Below are 20,432 nucleotides of genomic sequence, written 5' to 3'. Positions count from 1 at the left end.
TTGCTGAAACGAAAAGCCCGGCCAACGTGCCGGGCTTTTTCGTACCTGCCTCATTCCTGAGGTTCGTATTTTGTCCAGATCGCCTTGGAACCGATCTTTGCGATCAACGCCGCATGGGCGGCCAGGTCAGCCTCCGAGAGCCGGTTCGGCAAAGGGCGCGGCCGCTGGCCGATAAGGATCGGCGCGTCGTCGAGTTCGATCGCCTGATCGCTCGATTTGCTGGACACGAGACCGAGGGCCGCCTGACGGCCGCCGATCATCTCGATATAGACTTCCGCCAGCAGCTCGGAGTCGAGAAGCGCGCCGTGCTTGGCGCGGTGCGAATTGTCGATGCCGTAACGACGGCAAAGCGCGTCGAGCGAGTTCGGCCCCATCGGATGTTTGCGGCGGGCGAGCGCGAGCGTGTCGGTCACCCGCTCGATGGCGATCGGCGGCATGCCCAAGCGCGCGAACTCCGCGTTGATGAAGCCCATGTCGAAGGTGGCGTTGTGCGCGACCCAGCGGGCATCGCCAAAGAACGCGAGGATCTCCTCGACCACATCGGCAAAGGGCGGCTTGTCCTTCAGGAACTCGTCGGTGATCCCGTGGATGGCGAGTGCATCCGGGTGAACCTTGCGGCTGCCGGGATTGACGAAGATGTGCAGCGTGCGGCCGGTCGGGAACTGGTTCTCGAGCTCGACACCGCCGATTTCGATCACCCGGTCCTCGCGATTGTCGAGGCCTGTCGTTTCCGTATCGAAGATGATCTCACGCATCCGCGTCTCCGTTGCTGGCTGCGAGTTGGTCGACGACGGCCTTCACCTGGGCCCGGGTGACGTCGAAACTGTCGCTGGTATCGATGATGTAGTCGGCGCGTTTACGCTTTTCGCTGTCCGGCACCTGCCGCGCAAGGATCATCGCAAGTTTTTCCTCGGTCATCCCTGGGCGCTTCAGCGCCCTTTGGCGTTGCAGTTCGGCCGAACAGGTCACGACGACGACGTGATCGACCCGCTTTTCCGCGCCCGTTTCAAACAGAAGAGGAATGTCGAGGACCACAAAGGGCGCATTGGCGGCGCGGTTTTCCGCAAGGAACTCCTGCTCCTTGCTGCGCACCAGCGGATGGACGATCGCCTCGAGTTCGCGCAGCCGTTCCGGCGCCTGAACGAGCTGGCGCGAAAGTTCGGCGCGATCGACCTTTCCATCTCTCGTGCTTCCGGGAAAGGCCGCTTCCACGGGTGCAACCGCCTCGCCGCTATAGAGCTGATGCACGACCTCGTCGGCATCGTTCACCGGCACCCCGAAGTCGCGAAACATCTGGGCAGTCGTTGACTTGCCCATGGCGATCGATCCGGTGAGCCCGAGGATAATCATCAGTGCCTGTCCATGTCGTCGATAATCAATTGTCGAAGTGCGGCGTCCACCGTCGGCCGACAGCCGAACCAGAGTTCGAAGCCGGGCACCGCCTGATGCAGAAGCATGCCCAGACCGTCGACGGTCGCAAGGCCTTGCGCTTCTGCCTGCGCCAGCATCGGCGTCTTCAAGGGAACATAGACGATATCCGTGACGATGGCGCTCGAAGCCATGACACCGAAGTCGATTGCCGGTGCTTCGCTGCCGTCCATGCCCAGTGAGGTGGTGTTGATGAACAGGCCTGCGCCGGTCATTGCGTCCTTGAGTGCGCCCATCGGGTGGGCTTCGACCGCCGGGCCGAACCGGTCGGCAAGTTCCTGCGCCCGTTCGACGGTGCGGTTGACGACATGGATCGTCTTGATGCCACGATCGCGAACAGCCTGGATGATCGCCCGGCTGGCGCCGCCGGCGCCGAGGATGACCGCAGTCGACGTTTTGTCCCAACCGGACGCCCGCTCGTCGAGGTTGGCAACGAAGCCGCGGCCGTCGGTGTTGGTGGCATGCACCTTTCCGTCCTGAACCCACAGCGTGTTGGCAGCGCCGAGTTCCTGGCTCAGCTCATCCGGCTGATCCGCCAGCCGACAGGCCACTTCCTTATGGGGAATGGTGACATTGCCGCCGCTGAAACCGGATGTCCCATCCTTGAGGCTGGCCACGAAGGCGGCGAAGTCTTCGGGCTTGACCTCATGGGCGCGGTAGCTGCCGGGCAGACCGAGCTTTTTCAGCCAATAACCATGGATCAACGGCGACCGGGAATGCTTGATCGGGTAGCCGGTGACGAAGGCGTGGTTAACAAATGTTTCACGTGAATCACGCATCGATCGTTCCCAGTTCGCGAAGTTTGGAAAGCAGCGGCAGCATCGGAAGACCGAGGATGGTGAAGTAGTCGCCCTCGATCTTTTCGAAGAGCTGGATGCCCTCACCTTCCAGCTGGTAGGCGCCGACGCTCGAAAGCGCCTTCTCGCCGACACGCTCCAGATGACGCTCGACGAACTCCACTGTCAGCGGTCGTACGGTCATGTGGGCGGACGACACGTGCCGCCAGACAACCTCGTCACCACGAAGAAGCACGATCGCACTGTTGAGGCGGTGCGTCTGGCCGGAAAGCGAAAGCAGGTGTGCCGCGGCTTCCGCCATGGTCTTCGGCTTGTGGTAGACCCGCGAGCCCAGGGACATCGTCTGATCGGAACCGATCACCAGCGCCCCTGAAAAATGCCGCGCGACATCCCGGGCCTTTGCTTCCGCCAGTTCGAGAGCGACGGTCTCGGGTGCTGCACCTTTATCTTCAAGCGGCTTTTCCAGCGCGCGCTCATCGATCTCGGCTGCCCTCGCTTTAAAGACCAGGCCGGCATTTTCCAGGAGCGCCCGGCGAAACGGGCTGGCCGAGGCCAGGACGAGCGAAGATGTCATCATTCAGGTTCCCGAATTGTTCGAATCCGCTCTAACGCAGACGTGGACGCAGGGCAACGATCGCCGCCGCGGTTTCCTCGATCGAACGGCGGGTGACGTCGATGACCGGCCAATTGTTGCGCGCGCAGAGAGACCGGGCATATTTCAGTTCCTCGGTAATCGAGGCCTTGTCTGTGTACTGATCGCCGTGAAAGCCTTGCGTCGTTCCGAGCACCCGGTGCTGGCGCACCTGCGAAATACGGTCCGCCGTCGCGATCAGCCCGACGACGAGCGGCTTCGTCGCTTCCATCAATCTTTCAGGCAGAGGCACGCCCGGGACGATCGGGATATTCGCCGTCTTGATACCGCGGTTGGCGAGATAGATGCTGGTCGGCGTCTTCGACGTCCGGCTGATGCCGACGAGAACGACATCCGCGTCATCGAAATCGGCCGGCAGCTGACCGTCGTCATGGTCCATGGTGAAGTTGAGTGCGTCGATGCGGGCGAAATATTCCGCATCCATCACATGCTGGGCACCGGAGCGCCGCCGCGACGGGGATCCGAGATAGGACTGGAAAAGGTCGATGATCGGATCGAGCACCGAGACGCAGGGAACACCCATCTCGCGGCAACGGCGATCGATGATGTCAGCGAGTTCGCGATCGACGATCGTATAGAGAACGATGCCCGGTGCGCCATCGATGGCGTCGAGAACCTGCAGCAGCTGCTTGCGGTTTCGGATCAGCGGATAGACGTGCTCGAGCGCATGCGAGCTTTGAAACTGGGCCGCGGCGGCGCGCCCGGCGGCAATGAGAGTCTCGCCCGTTGAGTCCGAAATCAGGTGAAGGTGGAAGTAGTTTTTCTTGTTCTCCACGCAATTCTCCTGGTGCTGTTGATAAGCCGGGATGAAACACAGCTAACGACGGGGCCTGGATCCAGGCAAGTGGAAAACAGCCGAGTTATTCACAATTGGCGCTGTCGCGGACATTGTTTCGGGACGGATGTGGACAAGACTCGCAGTGCGGACAAAGTGTCACGCGTATCAACCGCTTTTCCACAGGCGCGGCAAAAATCGAGCGCGGCTTAAAGACATGATTCAAAAAGCGTTTCCGAGATTGACCACGCTGTTTTTCCAGAGATCGCTCTCATTGTCCCGCCAGTTGGCGCCGCGATCGCCGGTCGTGGACAAGTCGGTGGGTTGTTTTAATCCTTGATACCCACCGACTCTAAGAAATAGAAACCTTCTAAATATCTTTGATTTTAAATTGGGAGAGACGATCCGTGACCGAAACGCGCAGAAAGGTTCTGGAAGTTTTGGCAGGGAAGACGGTGTCACCTCCTCCGATCTGGCTCATGCGCCAGGCGGGACGCTACCTGCCGGAGTACAGGGCGACACGTGCTGTCGCCGGAAGCTTCCTCGATCTTTGCTACACGCCCGATCTCGCCGTCGAGGTGACCTTGCAGCCGATCCGTCGCTACGCTTTCGATGCTGCCATTCTCTTCTCCGACATCCTGGTCATTCCCGATGCACTGAAACGCAATGTGCGCTTCGAAGAAGGCCATGGGCCACGAATGGATCCGATCGATGTGGATGGTATCCGTCTCCTGAAGCCAGAGGGCATCGCTGAGCACCTCCAGCCGGTCTTTGAGACGGTTTCGCGGTTGCGCGCAGAACTTCCCTCGGAAACGACGCTGCTCGGCTTCTGTGGCGCTCCCTGGACGGTTGCGACCTATATGATCGCCGGACACGGTACGCCGGACCAGGCTCCTGCCCGTCTCTTCGCCTATCGCAATCCCGAAGCCTTCGATCATCTGCTCGCGTTTCTGGCGGATGTGTCGGCGGACTATCTCGTGCGGCAGATCGATGCCGGCGTCGATGCGGTGCAGATCTTCGATTCCTGGGCAGGTGTTCTCGGCGAGGAGGAATTCGCCCGCTACGCCGTCAAGCCGGTGCAGCGGATCATCGCCTCCGTTCGGGCGCAGCGGCCGCAGGCAAAGATCATTACCTTTGCAAAGGGCGCAGGGCAGCTGCTGAACGGCTATCGGCAGGCGACCGGCGCTGATGCGATCGGCCTCGACTGGACGGTCCCGCTTTCCTTCGCGAAGGACCTGCAGAAGGAAGGGCCGGTACAGGGCAATCTCGATCCGATGCGCGTGGTCGCCGGCGGCGTGGCGCTTGAGGAAGGCATCGACCGCATTCTCGAGGCACTCGGTCACGGTCCGCTGATCTTCAATCTCGGCCATGGCATAACGCCGCAGGCCGATCCCGATCACGTCTCGGCGCTGGTTGCCCGGGTTCGCGGAGCAAGATGATGGCGGAGAAGCAGACCGACCGGGCGCCCGGCAAGAGGGCGCAGCTCAGGGCAGCGATCGCGCTCGGCGCGTTCGCGGCGCTTCTTGCCGGTCTGTTCGTCTGGCGTCCGGATGATCTCTATCTCTGGATCAAGGCGCTGCACGTTATCGCCGTGATGTCCTGGATGGCGGCGTTGCTCTACATGCCCAGGCTGTTCATCTACCACACGGATGCGGAACCCGGCTCCGCCCAGTCGGAAACCTTCAAGATGATGGAGTTGCGGCTCCTGAAGGTCATCATGAACCCGGCGATGATGATTTCATGGGTGCTCGGGCTCTATCTCGCCTGGAGCGTATATGGCTTCCAGGGTGGCTGGCTGCATGCCAAGCTTCTGTTCGTGGTGCTGCTGACGGTTGTCCACATGCGTTTCAGCCGTGCGGTGCGCGCCTTTCAGCGCGACGAAAACAGGCACGACGCGCGCTATTGGCGGTTGATGAACGAGGCCCCTACCCTCCTGATGATCCTCATCGTCATCATGGTCGTCGTGAAGCCATTTTGAATTTAATCGATTTGCGGCCTGTCATAGGCGTTTCTAATTTGCGACAGCCCCTTGCAGGGTTTCACGTGAATCGCTATTTTCTGCCATCTCCTCTTCATGGCTTGTGACAAAGACAAGAGCCTGCCCCTTCCAGCTGCAGCTCCCTAATCAATACTCGCCATCTCTCCACTACCCATACCAAACATGGATCCTTCATGGCTGAAATGAAGCTACAAGAACTCAAGAACAAGACGCCGACCGATCTGCTCGCTTTCGCCGAGGAGCTCGAGGTGGAGAACGCCAGCACGATGCGCAAGCAGGAGCTGATGTTCGCAATCCTCAAGATGCTCGCGGCTCAGGATATCGAGATCATCGGTGAAGGCGTCGTTGAAGTGCTGCAGGACGGCTTCGGCTTTCTGCGCTCGGCGAATGCAAACTACCTCCCCGGTCCGGACGACATCTACATCTCGCCCTCCCAGATCCGCCGTTTCTCCCTGAAGACCGGCGACACGGTCGAGGGTCCGATCCGCGGACCGAAGGAAGGCGAGCGCTACTTCGCCCTCCTCAAGGTCAACACCATCAACTTCGATGATCCGGAAAAGATCCGTCACAAGGTCCACTTCGACAATCTGACGCCGCTTTACCCGAACGAGCGCTTCAAGATGGAACTCGACGTTCCGACCTCGAAGGATCTTTCGGCCCGCGTCATCGACCTGGTCGCACCGCTCGGTAAGGGCCAGCGCGGCCTGATCGTCGCGCCGCCGCGCACCGGTAAGACCGTTCTCCTGCAGAACATCGCCCATTCGATCACCGCCAACCATCCGGAATGCTACCTGATCGTTCTCCTGATCGACGAACGGCCGGAAGAAGTGACGGACATGCAGCGCTCGGTAAAGGGCGAAGTCGTTTCCTCGACTTTCGACGAGCCGGCGACGCGTCACGTTCAGGTTGCCGAAATGGTGATCGAAAAGGCCAAGCGCCTCGTGGAACACGGTCGTGACGTCGTCATTCTGCTCGACTCGATCACCCGCCTCGGCCGCGCCTACAACACCGTTGTTCCGTCATCGGGCAAGGTCTTGACCGGTGGTGTCGACGCCAACGCCCTGCAGCGCCCCAAGCGCTTCTTCGGTGCAGCCCGTAACATCGAGGAAGGCGGCTCGCTGACGATCATCGCGACCGCGCTGATCGATACCGGCAGCCGCATGGACGAAGTCATCTTCGAAGAGTTCAAGGGCACCGGCAACTCGGAAATCGTGCTTGACCGCAAGGTCGCCGACAAGCGCATCTTCCCGGCGATGGACATTCTCAAGTCCGGTACGCGTAAGGAAGACCTGCTCGTTCCGCGCCAGGATCTGCAGAAGATCTTCGTGCTCCGCCGTATTCTGGCGCCGATGGGAACGACGGACGCGATCGAGTTCCTTATCGATAAGCTCAAGCAGACGAAGAACAACGGCGATTTCTTCGACTCGATGAACACCTAAGACGCGTTCATCGCCAAATGTGAAGGCCGGTCGACCATGCGTCGGCCGGTTTTTTCGTTTCCAAACCTTAGCCGGATTCGCCACCGCTTTCGATTCGCTTTCGCAACGATCTCCGCTCTACACCCGCCTTTAGATCGCCGTCCCTCCTGCTGATTCACGTGAAACACGTGCAGGCGTGAAAGGCGAGGATGCAGGGGCATCTTGAAATTTCAGCATTCTTTCGGCATAAGCACGCCGACCCTTTGAGATACCGTTTGGCTCTGTGTGAGCGCACTCCGCGAAGCAGGACGATCCGGTCGGGAACTTCGACGATCCCCATTGTTTCGACCATCGACGCGGTTACATGCGCCCGCGGTCTTTTCAGGTGAGCCCATGACAGCGACGCAAACGATCTATGCGCTTTCCAGCGGAGCTCTGCCCGCCGGCGTCGCAGTCGTGCGTGTCAGCGGAAGGCACACCGAAGCGGTGCTGCAGGCACTATGTGGTGACGTGCCCTCGCCGCGGAAGGCGGCATTGAGATCGATTCGGTCTCGTAACGGTGATGTCATCGATAGCGGCCTTGTTCTCTACTTTCGCGGACCTGCCTCCTTTACCGGAGAAGATTGCGCCGAGTTTCAGATCCATGGTGGCCGCGCCGCGGTCAACGCGTTGCTTGAGGAACTCTCGAAGCTCGAGGGTTTGCGCCATGCAGAAGCAGGTGAGTTTTCGCGCCGCGCTTTCCAGAACGGCAAGCTCGACCTGGTCGAGGTGGAGGGTCTCGCTGACCTGATTGTCGCCGAGACGGAAATGCAGCGTCGGCTTGCGATCGAGCATTCCGGCGGCGGACAGTCGAAGGTCTATGCCGGCTGGGCGAAGCGCTTGACCCATGCGCGGGCGATGATCGAGGCGGAGCTCGATTTTGCCGATGAAGACGACGTGCCGGGATCGGTCAGCGAGCGCATCTGGCGGGACATGTCTCTGCTGTCGCAAGAGATCGCAGCGCATATTGCTGATGCGCCGATCGCGGAGATCATCCGCGACGGGCTGAAGATCGTCATCGCGGGTGAGCCGAACGCCGGCAAGTCGAGTTTGCTCAACGCGCTGGCCCGGCGCGACATTGCCATCGTCACTGAGATTGCCGGCACAACCCGCGACGTCCTTTCCGTTGACCTTTCCTTAGCCGGATTCTCCGTGAAACTTTATGACACGGCCGGTCTGCGGGAAACCGACGAGAAAGTAGAACAAGAAGGCATTCGTCGCGCGCGAGAAATTATCGAGAGAGCGGATCTGATCCTACTGCTGGCCGATGGGCCGGATGGATTTGATGTCATATCCGACCTTGCATCCGAGATGACGCCGGTGCTGCGCGTCGGAACCAAACTGGATCGCGGCAGTGATAGTTGGCGCGATGGTTCTGCCGACGTGTTGGTTTCCACAAAAACCGGCGCCGGCATGGAACAACTGCTGGACGCGATCGCGGGACACCTGCCCGATCTCAGTGGGCGGACGTCGCTGTCGCTACCGTCGCGGCGGCGACATGTCGATAGCCTGCGGCAGGCACAACGCTCGATCGACGACAGCCTGGCAAGGCAGGATCTGGGGCTGGACATACGCGCGGAACTCTTGCGCCTTGCTGGCGACGCAATTGGACGGATAACCGGCCGCGTGGATGTTGAGAACCTTCTCGATGTGATATTTTCCGAATTCTGTATCGGGAAATAATCAGTAGCGCAGAGCAATACAACGTTTGCGAGTCTTTCATTGTGTTTCACGTGAAACGATTCGTGCCGGGGTCAACCCCGGAGAAGAGGCAAAGATGCAATTTGACGTAATCGTCATTGGCGGTGGCCATGCCGGCTGCGAGGCCGCGGCTGCGGCCGCGCGTCTGGGCGCCAGCACGGCGTTGATCACGCACAAGGCATCGACGATCGGGGTTATGTCCTGCAACCCGGCCATCGGCGGCCTGGGCAAGGGACACCTGGTCCGCGAGATCGATGCGATGGACGGCTTGATGGGGCGCGTTGCGGATGCCGGCGGCATTCAGTTTCGTCTGCTCAATCGCCGCAAGGGACCGGCGGTGCGTGGACCGCGCACGCAAGCCGATCGTCGCCTCTACCGCGAAGCCATGCAGCGCGAGATCGCTGCCATCGACAATTTGACAGTTATCGAGGGCGATGCCTTCGACCTGTTGGAAGACCAGGGCCGTATCCAAGGTGTCCTCATGAAGGACGGCCGAAGCTTCCAAGCCAAGTCCATTGTCCTGACGACGGGCACGTTTTTGAAGGGCCTCATTCATATCGGCGATCAAAAGATCCCGGCCGGTCGCGTTGGTGAGGAACCTTCCGTCGGGCTCTCCGGCACCTTGTTGCGGTTTGGATTGCGGCTTGGCCGCTTGAAGACTGGAACGCCCGCCCGCCTGGATGGACGCACCATCGATTGGGTAAATGTCGGCCGCCAGGGCCCGGACGAGGATCCGGTGCCCTTCTCGTTCATGACCGACAGGATTGTGAACCGCCAGATCGATTGCGGCGTAACGCGCACCACGGAAGCGACACACAAGATCATTACCGACAATATCGGCAAGTCGGCGATGTATTCTGGTCAAATCGAGGGTGTCGGACCGCGCTATTGCCCGTCCATCGAGGACAAGATCGTACGGTTCGGTGAGCGTGATGGTCACCAGATCTTCCTGGAACCCGAGGGTCTCGATGACGACACGATCTATCCGAACGGTATTTCGACATCGCTGCCGGCAGACATTCAGGAAGCCTTTATCAAGACGATCCCCGGCCTGGAGAATGTCGCAATCCTCCAGCCTGGTTATGCCATCGAGTATGATCACGTCGATCCGCGCGAATTGAACGCGACCCTTGCCGTGCGCAAGATGCCGGGGCTTTTCCTGGCCGGGCAAATCAACGGCACGACCGGCTATGAGGAAGCGGGCGCCCAGGGTCTTGTTGCCGGCTTGAATGCTGCATTGATCGCGACGAACCGTCCCGAGGTCGTGTTCAGCCGGACGCAGTCCTATATTGGTGTGATGATCGACGATCTGACGTCGCGTGGGATCACTGAGCCCTATCGCATGTTCACCTCCCGCGCGGAGTACCGACTGTCGCTGCGGGCTGACAATGCCGATGCGCGCCTGACACCGCTTGCGATGGAGATTGGTTGCATCTCCGATGCGCGCCGCGATCGCTTCGTCGATTGGCGTACGCGTTTCGACGAAGGGCGCGAGCTGCTGAAGGGCCTCTCGGTCACCCCGGCCGAGGGTAACCGTCATGGCCTGAAGCTCAATCAGGATGGCCAACGGCGTACCGCTTTCGAGATCCTGTCCTATCCCGATCAGTCGATTGCCGGCTTGCAGCCCATCTGGCCCGAGCTGTCGTCGATTGGTCCGCGCGTCGTTGAGGCGCTTGAGATCGATGCGGTCTATGCCGTCTACATGGATCGCCAGGCCGCGGATATTGCCGGCATTCAGCGCGAAGAAAATCTCGTCATACCCGATGGCTTCGACTTCGATATGCTCTCGGGCCTCTCCAATGAGTTGAAGCAGAAGCTGAAGCAGCAGGCGCCCCGCAATCTCGCCCAGGCGATGAAGGTCGATGGCATGACGCCGGCCGCGGCATCGCTGATCCTGGCATGGCTGAAGCGACAGAACCGAACCGTAGAACGTGAAGAAAAGGCCAGCGTACAATGAAGGAGAGTCCAATCGATGTGTTGAACGGACTGCGTGTTTCACGTGAAACGAATGAACGGCTCGAGCATTTTGCCAGGCTTTTTCAGAAGTGGGCGAAGTCGATCAATCTTGTAGCGCCGTCGACGGTCGAGGATCTTTGGCGCCGGCATATCGTCGACAGTCTGCAACTCGCGCAGCTGTCGCCGGATCCGAAGACCTGGGTCGATCTCGGCAGCGGTGGTGGTTTTCCCGGTGTGATCACGGCGATCTATCTCGCTGAGCTTGCTGACGGCTGGGTGCATCTCGTCGAAAGCAACAACAAGAAGGCTGCCTTTTTGCGCGTCGCCTTGGCAGAAACGGGCGCGCGCGGCTCCGTTCACCCGGTTCGAATCGAAGATGCGGGCGCAATTATTCCCCGCGCCGATGCTGTTTCTGCGCGCGCGCTCGCGGATTTGACCCTGCTGCTTGACTATTCTGCGCCGTGGATGACGGCACAGGACCAAAAAGCGGTCGGGTATTTTCACAAAGGGCGGGATTACCAGCGCGAAATCGACAAAGCCGTTGGCCGCTATCACTTTGATCTGGTAAAACATCCAAGCGTGGTCGAGCCGGATTCTGTCGTGCTCGAGATCGCAAATCTGTCACGCAAGGCTTAGTGATCGCGAGCGGAAACATGTTTGGTGGCAAAAACCGGATCATCACAATCGCAAATCAGAAGGGTGGCGTGGGCAAAACCACGACGGCCATCAACCTGGCGACCGCATTGGCGGCTATCGGCGAGCGCGTCCTGATCGTCGATCTCGACCCTCAGGGCAACGCCAGCACCGGTCTTGGTATCCAGCGCCGCGATCGGAACCTGTCGTCCTATGAATTGATGATGGGATCGCACGGGATCGGAGAGATCGCCCAGGAGACCGCGGTCCCAAACCTTGCGATCATTCCTTCGACGATGGACCTTCTCGGTGTCGAGATGGAAATCGCGCAGGAACCGGATCGCGTCTTCCGTTTGCGCAAGGCCTTGGTCAGTCCCGCTGCAATGGAATATTCCTACGTGCTGGTCGATTGCCCGCCGTCGTTCAATCTGCTGACGATGAACGCGATGGCAGCGGCCCATTCGGTGCTCGTGCCTCTGCAGTGCGAGTTCTTCGCGCTCGAGGGCCTGAGCCAGCTGCTGGAGACGGTGGATCAGATACGCCGGACCGTGAATCCAAGCTTGGATATCCAGGGTATCGTCCTGACCATGTTCGATTCGCGCAACAACTTGGCACAGCAGGTTGTCAGCGACGTCCGGACGCATCTTGGCGACAAAGTCTACCACACTCTGATCCCGCGCAATGTTCGCGTCTCGGAAGCCCCGTCCTATGGCAAACCGGCCATTCTGTATGATCTGAAATGCGCCGGTAGCCAGGCCTATCTGCAGCTGGCCTCCGAAGTCATTCAGCGCGAGCGCCAGCGTAAGGCAGCATAATCATTTCGGTAGCGTAATTTAACTCGGGTGACGATATGAACGACGATAGCTCGAAGAGGCGGCTCGGTCGCGGACTGGCCGCGTTGATCGGCGAGATGGATCAGCCGTTGCAAACGGGCGCGGCCGCCCCTGCCCCGGTCAATCCCGATCGGCGCGTGCCGATCGAGTTCGTATCGCGCAACCCGCGGAACCCGCGTCGTCAGTTCGACGAGGCTGAACTGCAGGATCTCGCCAATTCGATCCGGCAGCACGGGATCGTGCAACCGGTCGTTGCCCGGACGATCGGCGCCGATCGCTACGAGATCATCGCTGGTGAGCGCCGCTGGCGTGCGGCACAGTTGGCCGGATTCACCGAAATCCCGGTCATCATTCGCGACGTCGACGATCGGACGGCGCTCGAAATCGCCATCGTTGAAAACGTCCAGCGCTCGGATCTCAATCCGCTGGACGAAGCACTTGGCTACGAGCAGTTGATCGCGGAGCACGGTTACACACAGAACGATCTCGGCGAGATCATCGGCAAGAGCCGAAGCCATGTGGCCAACAGCCTGCGTCTCTTGAAATTGCCTGAGCCGGTTCGAGACATGTTGTCGGAAGGCACGCTGTCCGCCGGACACGCGCGCGCGCTCATTCCGACGTCGGATCCGGCCACCCTCGCCCGGGCGATCATTGCCAAGGGTCTCTCGGTGCGTGACGCCGAGCGTATCGCGCAGAACGATATTCGTGCGCAGAACGATCCTAACTACGGCAAGACCGCCCGTCGCGACGAGAAGGATGCAGACACGCTGGCGCTCGAGCGTACGCTGTCCGATAGCCTCGGGCTTGAAGTCACCGTGAACCACAAGGCGTCCGGTGGCCATCTGCGCATCGCCTACAAGACGCTGGATCAGCTTGAAGAAATCTGCCGGCTGCTGGAGCGGCGATAAGCCACTCCTTCAGATCTCGAATTCATGCGTTGATGGCGCGCCGCCCGAAGAGCGGCGCGCCTAATTGTTTGATATAACGAGATCTTTTCGCATTCAGCCTAATTCGGCTGGTGACTTGAAGGCATCCAAACATCTCCGGCAGACAGGCCGAAAGCCTGCGGTGAAACTCGGACATGGAAGCAGCAATGGGCCTGGGCGGAGAGCTCAGCGTCGCGCCGACTGCACCGCAATCGCCATCAGGTTCTGTAGCACAAGGCTCTCTTCCAGGCTCGCGCGGCTGCGGCTCTGAAAAATGGTCGTCTGTAGGCGGTTGAGTTCGCGACGGATGGCCGGGCTCGACCAGTGCTTCAAGGCCGCCTCGACGATCGGCTTGCGGCGAAAGTGCAGACCACGTCCGAGGGTGGCGATCACCTGGCCGGCCTGCTGACGGCTTGCGTCCATTTCGGCGCGCATCACATCGAGTTGCTGGAACTGGCGCAGGCACGCCTGCAGCACCAGAAAGGCCCGCGTCTTGGATGTTGTGATCTTCTGCATGGCGTGCAGCAAACCATCGAGGTCGCCCTTCAGCACCGCATCGACGGCATCGTCGACGGAGATGGCGCTGGCATCGCCAACGATATCGAGAACGTCCTCTTCGTCCACCGTGGACTTGCCACGGCAGTAGAGCGCGAGCTTTCGCAACTCGTTGCGCGAGGCCAGCCGGTCGCCGCCGAGCGCCTCCAGCAGCCTTTGCCGCGCCGCGGGGCTGATGCCCAGCTTCTCGTCGCCGAGTTCCTTGTCGATCAGCGCCTGCAGGCTGCGCGTATCGTCACTGTAACAGGCGATACAGGCGACCGAACGGGCGCTTTCGCCGATCTTTCGAAGTGCCGACCCCTTCTTCAGGTCGCCGGCCTCGACGATCACATAGCTTCCGGTCGGTGGTTCGGTGGACAGGATCTGCAAGGCGTCGACCAGCGGCTTTTCGTTGGCTGCGCCACGGACCCAGACGAGCTTTTCGCCGCCGAAGAGGCCGATCGAGTTTACCTCATCGAGCAGCCGTCCGGGTGATTGCGTCAGTTCGCTGACGTCGAGCTTCAACAAGGAAAAGGGATCGTCGAGCGGCACGCCGCAGCGGCCGGCGATTGCCGAAGCACGCTCGGAGACGAGCCCGCGGTCGGGCCCGTAGAGGATGAAAAGTCGGTAGACCCCGGCCGACTTCTGGAGAAAGGAGTCGAACTCGTGCGACTTGACCTCGCTCATGCCGACACCGGTTAGCGGCTGAGAGCCGCGGCGATGTCGGCCCGGATCAGTTCGGCCAGTTCCTTCGCCGCTCGGTTTTCACCGTCACGAACAGCGCGCACCTTGGCAAATTCCTGAACCGGGAAGTCAACGAGGGCCACTGCCGTGCGGTTGCCCGACTTGATGGTCTCGCCCGTACCGATCTTCGTCAGATTGTAGTCCGCCTTGACGACGATGCGGCCGGCGCCGGCGCGGTCCTTGGCCTGATCGTAGAGCACGCCCATCGAGCGGTGGGTGACGGTGAGCGCCAGGTGATATTGCGGGTTCGCGGGCTCGCCTTGGCCACCTGCGGCCAGGAAGATCAGCGCGTTGCGCACTTCCTGCTCGACGCGGTCGTTGGCTTCGGAAATCTCGATCGCCGCCAGTGCCGTCGAGGTGCCGACGGGGTCGGAATAGAGCGGCCGGACCTGGCAGCCGGCGAGCGCAGTCAACATGAGCACGCCAGCCAGAACCGGAATCGACCGGATACGGAAACCAGCTCTATCAGACAACGACATTGACGATCCTCTGGGGCACGACGATGATTTTCTTGGGGCTGCTGCCGTTGAGCGCGGACTTGACGGCATCGAGCGCCAGGACGGCGCTTTCGATCGCACTCTGATCCGCATCGCGGGCGATTGTCAAATCAGCGCGCTTCTTGCCATTGATCTGCACCGGCATGGTGATTTCGTTCTCGACGACCAAGGCTGGGTTGAACGCCGGCCAGCGGCGTTCCGCAATCAGCCCTTCGCCGCCGATCTGGCGCCAGCATTCCTCGGCGAGGTGCGGCATCATCGGTGCGATCAGGTCGATCAGGATCGTCGTTGCGTCCTTTACGGCACTTGCCAGGGCCGTGTCGGCCTTGCCGGCGGCAACCTGGGTCAGCGGTGCGGCAAGCGTGTTCACGAGCTCGTAAATGCGCGCCACGGCCTTGTTGAAGGCGAGCTTGTCATAGTCCGCCTCGACCGCACGCAGCGCCTTATGCGCGGCTTGCGAAACCGACAGTCCCTCGCCTTCGAGCGCCGGGGCGGCCTCGATTGCGCGCAGCTTCTCGGCCGCTTCGCTGATCAGGCGCCAGACGCGCTGCACGAAGCGATGCGATCCTTCGACACCGGCTTCGGACCAGATCACGTCACGATCCGGCGGTGAATCGGAGAGAACGAAGAAGCGGGCGGTGTCGGCGCCGTAGGAGGCGATGATGTCGTCGGGATCGACGACGTTCTTCTTCGACTTCGACATCTTTTCGATCGAGCCGATGGCGATGTCCTCACCTGTCTCGATCAGCGTCGCACGCCGGCGTCCATCGATCTCCTCGATGTGGATTTCGGCCGGCGTTACCCATTCGCGCTGGGCGCCTTCGCCGCGGCTATAGGTTTCGTGCACGACCATGCCTTGCGTGAACAGGCCCTTGAACGGCTCGTCGACGGCCACATGGCCGGTCGCTTTCATCGCGCGGGTGAAGAAGCGCGAATAGAGCAGATGCAGGATCGCGTGCTCGATGCCGCCGATGTATTGGTCGACCGGCAGCCAATGGTTGGCGACCTTGGGGTCGGTCGGATTGTCTTCCCACGGCGCGGTGAAGCGCGTGAAGTACCAGGACGAATCGACGAAGGTGTCCATCGTGTCCGTCTCGCGGCGGGCGCCCTTGCCGCATTGCGGGCAGGAAACGTGGCGCCAGGTGGCGTGACGGTCGAGCGGATTGCCCGGCTTGTCGAAGGTAACGTCCGGCGGCAGCACGACCGGCAGGTCGGCCTTGGGAACCGGCACGACGCCGCAGTCCTCGCAATGGATGACCGGGATCGGGCAGCCCCAGTAGCGCTGGCGCGAGATGCCCCAGTCACGCAGGCGGAAATTGACCTTGCGCTCGGCACGTGGCGCGCCGTCGAGCATTTCCTTCTCGAGCTTCGAAGCAACGGTCTCGAAGGCGTCTTCCGTCGACAGGCCATCGAGGAAGCGCGAATTGATCATCACGCCGTCGCCGATATAGGCCTCGTCACCGATAGCGAACGTCGCGGCGTCGCCGTCCTTCGGCATGACGACCGGAACGACAGGCAGATCGTATTTGCGCGCGAAGTCGAGGTCGCGCTGGTCGCCGGAGGGGCAGCCGAAGATGGCGCCCGTGCCGTAGTCCATCAGCACGAAGTTCGCGACATAGACCGGCAGTTCCCAGCTCGGATCGAGCGGGTGCTTGGCGCGGATGCCGGTGTCGATGCCCTTCTTCTCGGCCGTTTCAAGGGCTGCGAGCGAGGTACCGGCGCGGCGGCATTCCTCGCAGAATGCATCGACGTCCGGATTGCTGGCCGCCACCTGCCTTGCCAGCGGGTGATCGGCAGCGATCGCGAGGAACGAGGCGCCGAAGAGCGTGTCCGGACGGGTGGTGTAGACGGTGAGTTCGGTTGCGTCGCCGGCGGTGCCTTCGACGATTTCCCAACGCAGCGAAAGGCCCTCGGAGCGGCCGATCCAGTTCTTCTGCATCAGGCGCACCTTCTCGGGCCACTGATCCAGCGTATCGAGCGCGTCGAGCAGTTCCTGGCTGAAGTCGGTGATGCGGAAGAACCATTGCGTCAGTTCGCGCTGTTCGACCAGCGCGCCGGATCGCCAGCCGCGGCCGTCGATCACCTGCTCGTTGGCGAGCACGGTGTTGTCGACAGGGTCCCAGTTGACCTTGGACTGCTTGCGGTAGACGAGGCCCTTTTCCAGGAAGTCCAGGAACAGGTACTGCTGGCGCTGGTAATAAGCGGGGTCGCAGGTTGCGAACTCGCGGTTCCAGTCGAGCGACAGGCCCATGACCTTCAGCTGCGCCTTCATCGAGGCGATGTTCTGGTAGGTCCAGCTGGCCGGGTGCACGCCACGCTCCATGGCGGCGTTTTCGGCCGGCATGCCGAAGGCGTCCCAACCCATCGGGTGCAGCACGTTGAAGCCGCGGGCGCGCTTGTAGCGCGCCACCACGTCACCCATGGTGTAGTTGCGCACGTGGCCCATGTGGATGCGGCCCGAGGGATAGGGGAACATCTCGAGCACGTAGTACTTTTCGCGCGGATCATCGTTCTCGGTCTGGAAGACCTCGTTCTTTTCCCATTCCTGCTGCCAACGGGGCTCGGCATCACGCGGATTGTATCGTTCGCTAGACATGTCTTTTCGATGTTCCGGAAGTTCTGCGGCGCATAGTTGCGCCTCATGATAGTTAGGGTGACCTTCACCACGAAACCGCCTGACGGTCAAGTTTTTGAAGGGTTTGGCGCGACACTTTGGCGGATTTGAGCCGGTCCACGACGGAGCGGCCTTGGCAATCGGCTCAACTTTGCCTAAGCCGCTCGGTCAGTGGTTTGGAAATCCCGTGTCGGAGAGCAGGTCCATGGAAGTTCAAGAGCGGTTGCAGGATGTCGTGAGCCGGATTCAGGCGGCGGAGAAGTCCGCTGGTCGCGCCAAAGGCGGCGTCACGCTTGTGGCTGTTTCCAAGACCTTCGACGCTGATGCCATCCGCCCGGTGATCGCGGCCGGGCAGCGGGTGTTCGGCGAGAACCGCGTGCAAGAAGCGCAGGGCAAGTGGCCGGAGCTGAAGGCCGAGACGCCCGGTCTCGAACTGCACCTGATCGGCCCGCTGCAGTCGAACAAGGCGTCGGAAGCCGTCGCGCTGTTCGATGTCATCGAGACGGTCGATCGCGAGAAGATCGCCCGCGCGCTCGCGGCCGAAATGCAGAAGCAGGGCCGAACGCTCAGGCTCTATGTGCAGGTCAACACCGGATTGGAGCCGCAGAAGGCCGGCATTGCGCCGGACGAGACCGCCGCCTTCGTGGAACTCTGCCGCGGCGAGCTGGGCCTTTCGATCGAGGGGCTGATGTGCATTCCGCCGGTCGAGGAAAATCCCGGTCCGCACTTTGCTCTGCTCGCCAAGCTGGCTGCTGCCTGCAAGCTCGAGAAGCTGTCGATGGGCATGTCTGGCGATTTCGAGACGGCTGTCCAGTTCGGCGCCACCGGCGTTCGCGTCGGTTCGGCCATTTTCGGCGCACGCTGAGGTCATCTCGTCACATACCGCTTTCGTCGGGGTTCCCCTCGTCTCTCATTAGCCTATCCTTGTGCAAGAGGAGGCCGGACATGTCCGGCAACATGCGCAGGGAGGAAGGGACATGGCGAGCAGCTATGCCGAAGTGTACGCGGGCTGGAAAGCGGACCCGCAGAGTTTCTGGTTCAATGCCGCCGATACGATCGACTGGTTTGAAAGACCGGCACGGGCGTTCGATGCGGACGCCGGCATCTATGGGCACTGGTTCGCCGATGGCGTTACCAATACCTGCTACAACTGCCTGGATCGCCATGTGGCCGCGGGCCGTGGCGAGCAGATCGCCTTTATCTATGACAGCCCCGTCACCGGGCGGGTGGAGCGCATCTCCTACGCATCTCTGCTCGCCGACGTAGCGGCTCTTGCCGCCGCCTACCGCAAGCTGGGGGTCGGCAAGGGCGACCGGATCATCATCTACATGCCGATGATCCCGCAGGCGGCGGTTGCGATGCTCGCGGCTGCGCGCATTGGCGCTGTGCATTCCGTGGTCTTCGGCGGCTTTGCCGCCAATGAGCTCGCCGTACGCATCGACGATTGCCAGGCGAAGCTGATCGTGTCCGCAAGCTGCGGTATCGAGCCCGGTCGTACTGTCGCCTACAAGCCGCTGCTGGATGCGGCGCTCGACATCGCAACCCACAAGCCGGCCCATTGCCTTGTCTTCCAGCGCCAGATGGCGGAAGCCGCCATGACAGAGGGACGCGACATCGATTTCGCGTCGGCGCTCGCCGCGGCGAAAGAGGCGGGGGAAGAAACCGAATGCGTGCCGGTCGCCTCGACCGATCCGCTCTATGTGCTCTACACCTCGGGCACGACCGGCCAGCCCAAGGGGGTGGTGCGCGACAATGGCGGCCACATGGTCGCGCTCAAATGGTCCATGGAGAACTTCTTCGGCGTGCAGCCGGGTGAAGTCTTCTGGGCTGCGTCGGACATCGGATGGGTCGTCGGCCATTCCTACATCGTCTACGGCCCGCTCCTGAACGGCAGCACGTCGATCCTGTTCGAAGGCAAGCCGGTCGGCACGCCGGACCCCGGAACCTATTGGCGCATCATCGCCGAGCACGGCGTCGTGGTGATGTTCACCGCGCCGACGGCGCTCAGGGCGATCCGCAAGGAGGATCCGGAGGCCTCTCACGTTCGCCGATACGACCTGTCGAAGTTCCGCGCCTTGTTTCTGGCCGGTGAACGGGCGGATCCCGACACGATCCACTGGGCCGAGAAGGCCCTCGGCGTGCCCGTCATCGATCATTGGTGGCAGACGGAAACCGGATGGCCCGTGGCGGGAAATCCCATGGGGCTCGGTCTCCTGCCGGTAAAATACGGTTCTCCGGCCGTTCCGCTACCGGGATACGACGTCCAGATCCTCGACGATGCCGGACATCCGGTTGGCGCCGGTACGCTCGGCAATGTGGTCGTGAAGCTGCCGCTTCCGCCGGGATGCCTGCCGACGCTCTGGAATGCAGACCACCGGTTCCGCGCGGCCTATCTCGACGAGTTTCCCGGCTACTACAAGACTGCCGATGCCGGCTATCTCGATGAGGATGGCTATATCTTCATCATGGCGCGGACGGACGACATCATCAATGTGGCTGGCCATCGCCTCTCCACCGGAGCGATGGAGGAGGTCTGCTCCAGCCACCCCGATGTCGCCGAATGTGCCGTCATCGGTATTGCCGACGATTTGAAAGGCCAGATCCCGGCCGGCTTCCTCGTCATCAACTCCAATGTTTCCCGTGAAACGTCGGAGATCGAACGCGAAGTCATCAGCCTCGTGCGCGAACGCATCGGACCGGTTGCCGCCTTCCGGCTGGCGATCTGCGTCAAGCGGCTGCCGAAGACGCGGTCGGGCAAGATCTTGCGCGCCACGATCCAGAAGATCGCCGACCGTCAGCCCTGGAAAATGCCGGCGACGATCGATGATCCTGTCATCCTCGACGAAATCACCGTCGCTCTGCATGGGCGAGGCATCGGCGTCTAGT

The 20,432-nt window shown here is 61.3% G+C and carries 18 protein-coding genes; 10 read left to right on the top strand and 8 right to left on the bottom strand.

Features of this window, described 5'->3' with window-relative positions:
• Window positions 1-50: 50 nt before the first annotated feature.
• From dnaQ to IB267_RS32315, 5 genes are read right to left on the bottom strand one after another with little or no spacing between them, the layout of a single operon-like run.
• Entirely contained in the window at window positions 51-755 is a 705-nt protein-coding gene (dnaQ, locus tag IB267_RS32335; protein ID WP_192451486.1) for a DNA polymerase III subunit epsilon, read from the bottom strand.
• Window positions 748-1,350, bottom strand: a complete 603-nt coding sequence (gene coaE / locus IB267_RS32330; protein ID WP_192451485.1) for a dephospho-CoA kinase — start codon at window positions 1,348-1,350, stop codon at window positions 748-750. The genes dnaQ and coaE overlap by 8 nt, the downstream gene beginning before the upstream one ends.
• Complete coding sequence (locus tag IB267_RS32325; protein WP_192451484.1) at window positions 1,350-2,207, bottom strand: shikimate dehydrogenase; 858 nt, start codon at window positions 2,205-2,207, stop codon at window positions 1,350-1,352. The genes coaE and IB267_RS32325 overlap by 1 nt, the downstream gene beginning before the upstream one ends.
• Complete coding sequence (locus tag IB267_RS32320) at window positions 2,200-2,799, bottom strand: Maf-like protein (protein WP_192451532.1); 600 nt, start codon at window positions 2,797-2,799, stop codon at window positions 2,200-2,202. The genes IB267_RS32325 and IB267_RS32320 overlap by 8 nt, the downstream gene beginning before the upstream one ends.
• A gap of 31 nt (window positions 2,800-2,830) precedes the next feature.
• Complete coding sequence (locus IB267_RS32315; RefSeq protein WP_043624228.1) at window positions 2,831-3,652, bottom strand: pyruvate, water dikinase regulatory protein; 822 nt, start codon at window positions 3,650-3,652, stop codon at window positions 2,831-2,833.
• A 407-nt stretch (window positions 3,653-4,059) separates the two neighbouring features.
• Here IB267_RS32315 and hemE point away from each other — a divergent pair, with 407 nt between their 5' ends.
• The 8 genes from hemE to IB267_RS32275 all read left to right on the top strand — a co-directional run bounded on the left by hemE (window position 4,060) and on the right by IB267_RS32275 (window position 13,139).
• Entirely contained in the window at window positions 4,060-5,091 is a 1,032-nt protein-coding gene (gene hemE, locus IB267_RS32310; protein WP_192451483.1) for a uroporphyrinogen decarboxylase, read from the top strand.
• Window positions 5,088-5,630 carry a protoporphyrinogen oxidase HemJ gene (hemJ, locus tag IB267_RS32305; protein ID WP_192451482.1) on the top strand — a complete coding sequence of 181 codons (543 nt, stop codon included), beginning with the start codon at window positions 5,088-5,090 and terminating at the stop codon, window positions 5,628-5,630. Before hemE ends, hemJ begins: the two co-directional genes overlap by 4 nt.
• Before the next feature lie 194 nt (window positions 5,631-5,824).
• A complete protein-coding gene (gene rho, locus IB267_RS32300) occupies window positions 5,825-7,090 on the top strand; it encodes a transcription termination factor Rho (protein WP_089044254.1) in 1,266 nt (421 codons plus the stop codon).
• 372 nt (window positions 7,091-7,462) lie between these two features.
• Window positions 7,463-8,791 carry a tRNA uridine-5-carboxymethylaminomethyl(34) synthesis GTPase MnmE gene (gene mnmE, locus IB267_RS32295; protein ID WP_192451481.1) on the top strand — a complete coding sequence of 443 codons (1,329 nt, stop codon included), beginning with the start codon at window positions 7,463-7,465 and terminating at the stop codon, window positions 8,789-8,791.
• Between the two features lie 94 nt (window positions 8,792-8,885).
• A complete protein-coding gene (mnmG, locus tag IB267_RS32290) occupies window positions 8,886-10,766 on the top strand; it encodes a tRNA uridine-5-carboxymethylaminomethyl(34) synthesis enzyme MnmG (protein WP_192451480.1) in 1,881 nt (626 codons plus the stop codon).
• Window positions 10,763-11,401: a 16S rRNA (guanine(527)-N(7))-methyltransferase RsmG gene (gene rsmG, locus IB267_RS32285; RefSeq protein WP_192451479.1), complete on the top strand. Its 639-nt coding sequence runs from the start codon at window positions 10,763-10,765 to the stop codon at window positions 11,399-11,401. Before mnmG ends, rsmG begins: the two co-directional genes overlap by 4 nt.
• Window positions 11,402-11,418: 17 nt before the next feature.
• Window positions 11,419-12,213: a ParA family protein gene (locus IB267_RS32280; RefSeq protein ID WP_192451478.1), complete on the top strand. Its 795-nt coding sequence runs from the start codon at window positions 11,419-11,421 to the stop codon at window positions 12,211-12,213.
• 35 nt (window positions 12,214-12,248) lie between these two features.
• Window positions 12,249-13,139, top strand: coding sequence for a ParB/RepB/Spo0J family partition protein (locus IB267_RS32275; RefSeq protein WP_043624216.1), 891 nt, complete (start codon window positions 12,249-12,251; stop codon window positions 13,137-13,139).
• Window positions 13,140-13,343: 204 nt separating this feature from the next.
• Here the strand turns inward: IB267_RS32275 and holA are convergent, their stop codons facing one another.
• Genes holA through leuS form a run of 3 tightly spaced genes read right to left on the bottom strand, consistent with a single transcriptional unit; the run spans window position 13,344 to window position 17,528 of the window.
• The gene (holA, locus tag IB267_RS32270; RefSeq protein ID WP_192451477.1) at window positions 13,344-14,378 is read right to left on the bottom strand and encodes a DNA polymerase III subunit delta; all 1,035 of its coding nucleotides are present in this window, start codon (window positions 14,376-14,378) and stop codon (window positions 13,344-13,346) included.
• An 11-nt stretch (window positions 14,379-14,389) separates the two neighbouring features.
• Complete coding sequence (gene lptE / locus IB267_RS32265; RefSeq protein WP_043624211.1) at window positions 14,390-14,914, bottom strand: LPS assembly lipoprotein LptE; 525 nt, start codon at window positions 14,912-14,914, stop codon at window positions 14,390-14,392.
• Window positions 14,901-17,528, bottom strand: a complete 2,628-nt coding sequence (gene leuS, locus IB267_RS32260) for a leucine--tRNA ligase (RefSeq protein WP_192451476.1) — start codon at window positions 17,526-17,528, stop codon at window positions 14,901-14,903. Before leuS ends, lptE begins: the two co-directional genes overlap by 14 nt.
• A 223-nt stretch (window positions 17,529-17,751) precedes the next feature.
• Between leuS and IB267_RS32255 the strand changes: the two genes are divergently transcribed.
• A complete protein-coding gene (locus IB267_RS32255) occupies window positions 17,752-18,411 on the top strand; it encodes a YggS family pyridoxal phosphate-dependent enzyme (RefSeq protein ID WP_192451475.1) in 660 nt (219 codons plus the stop codon).
• A gap of 112 nt (window positions 18,412-18,523) precedes the next feature.
• On the top strand, window positions 18,524-20,431 hold the full coding sequence (locus IB267_RS32250) for an AMP-binding protein (RefSeq protein WP_192451474.1): 1,908 nt from the start codon (window positions 18,524-18,526) through the stop codon (window positions 20,429-20,431).
• The last annotated feature ends 1 nt before the right edge of the window (window position 20,432 follow it).

The sequence above is a fragment of the Ensifer sp. ENS09 genome, assembly GCF_014852425.1.
Classification (GTDB): domain Bacteria; phylum Pseudomonadota; class Alphaproteobacteria; order Rhizobiales; family Rhizobiaceae; genus Ensifer.
Note: the sequence above shows the minus strand (reverse complement) of the source record. Positions and strands in the feature narration are given on the sequence as shown.

Excerpts from the sequence above, each read along its gene's own strand:
- dnaQ (WP_192451486.1), bottom strand. The coding sequence starts at position 755 with ATGCGTGAGATCATCTTCGATACGGAAACGACAGGCCTCGACAATCGC.
- coaE (WP_192451485.1), bottom strand. The coding sequence starts at position 1,350 with ATGATTATCCTCGGGCTCACCGGATCGATCGCCATGGGCAAGTCAACG.
- IB267_RS32325 (WP_192451484.1), bottom strand. The coding sequence starts at position 2,207 with ATGCGTGATTCACGTGAAACATTTGTTAACCACGCCTTCGTCACCGGC.
- IB267_RS32320 (WP_192451532.1), bottom strand. The coding sequence starts at position 2,799 with ATGACATCTTCGCTCGTCCTGGCCTCGGCCAGCCCGTTTCGCCGGGCG.
- hemJ (WP_192451482.1), top strand. The coding sequence starts at position 5,088 with ATGATGGCGGAGAAGCAGACCGACCGGGCGCCCGGCAAGAGGGCGCAG.
- rho (WP_089044254.1), top strand. The coding sequence starts at position 5,825 with ATGGCTGAAATGAAGCTACAAGAACTCAAGAACAAGACGCCGACCGAT.
- mnmE (WP_192451481.1), top strand. The coding sequence starts at position 7,463 with ATGACAGCGACGCAAACGATCTATGCGCTTTCCAGCGGAGCTCTGCCC.
- mnmG (WP_192451480.1), top strand. The coding sequence starts at position 8,886 with ATGCAATTTGACGTAATCGTCATTGGCGGTGGCCATGCCGGCTGCGAG.
- rsmG (WP_192451479.1), top strand. The coding sequence starts at position 10,763 with ATGAAGGAGAGTCCAATCGATGTGTTGAACGGACTGCGTGTTTCACGT.
- IB267_RS32280 (WP_192451478.1), top strand. The coding sequence starts at position 11,419 with ATGTTTGGTGGCAAAAACCGGATCATCACAATCGCAAATCAGAAGGGT.
- IB267_RS32275 (WP_043624216.1), top strand. The coding sequence starts at position 12,249 with ATGAACGACGATAGCTCGAAGAGGCGGCTCGGTCGCGGACTGGCCGCG.
- holA (WP_192451477.1), bottom strand. The coding sequence starts at position 14,378 with ATGAGCGAGGTCAAGTCGCACGAGTTCGACTCCTTTCTCCAGAAGTCG.
- lptE (WP_043624211.1), bottom strand. The coding sequence starts at position 14,914 with ATGTCGTTGTCTGATAGAGCTGGTTTCCGTATCCGGTCGATTCCGGTT.
- leuS (WP_192451476.1), bottom strand. The coding sequence starts at position 17,528 with ATGTCTAGCGAACGATACAATCCGCGTGATGCCGAGCCCCGTTGGCAG.
- IB267_RS32255 (WP_192451475.1), top strand. The coding sequence starts at position 17,752 with ATGGAAGTTCAAGAGCGGTTGCAGGATGTCGTGAGCCGGATTCAGGCG.
- IB267_RS32250 (WP_192451474.1), top strand. The coding sequence starts at position 18,524 with ATGGCGAGCAGCTATGCCGAAGTGTACGCGGGCTGGAAAGCGGACCCG.